The 256-nt window shown below is 54.7% G+C and carries 1 protein-coding gene; it reads right to left on the bottom strand.

From position 1 onward, the window contains the following. On the bottom strand, positions 1–254 hold a 254-nt coding region (gene rph, locus MXD62_RS09065; RefSeq protein WP_248828928.1), incomplete at its 3' end, for a ribonuclease PH. Positions 255–256 lie beyond the last annotated feature (2 nt).

Genomic DNA, 256 nt, shown 5'->3' with positions numbered 1-256 from the left:
AGCCAGATGGTTCGCTCGCCCATCGCCTCCAAATGGACAACCGAACGCAGGGCACGACCGATCAAGCGTTGGATTTCCATGGTTCTTCCGCCCACTTTCCCTTTTGATGATTCACGCGCGTTGCGTGTCTCAGTCGCACGAGGAAGCATGGCATATTCAGCGGTAATCCAGCCTTTCCCGCCTCCGCGCATGAAAGGAGGCACTCTCTCTTCAAGCGTCGCTGTACAGATTACTTTGGTATCGCCGACTTCGATTA

This window comes from Frankia sp. Mgl5 (assembly GCF_023242985.1).
Taxonomy (GTDB): domain Bacteria; phylum Actinomycetota; class Actinomycetes; order Frankiales; family Frankiaceae; genus Parafrankia; species Parafrankia soli.
This window is presented reverse-complemented; position numbering and strand designations above follow the sequence as displayed.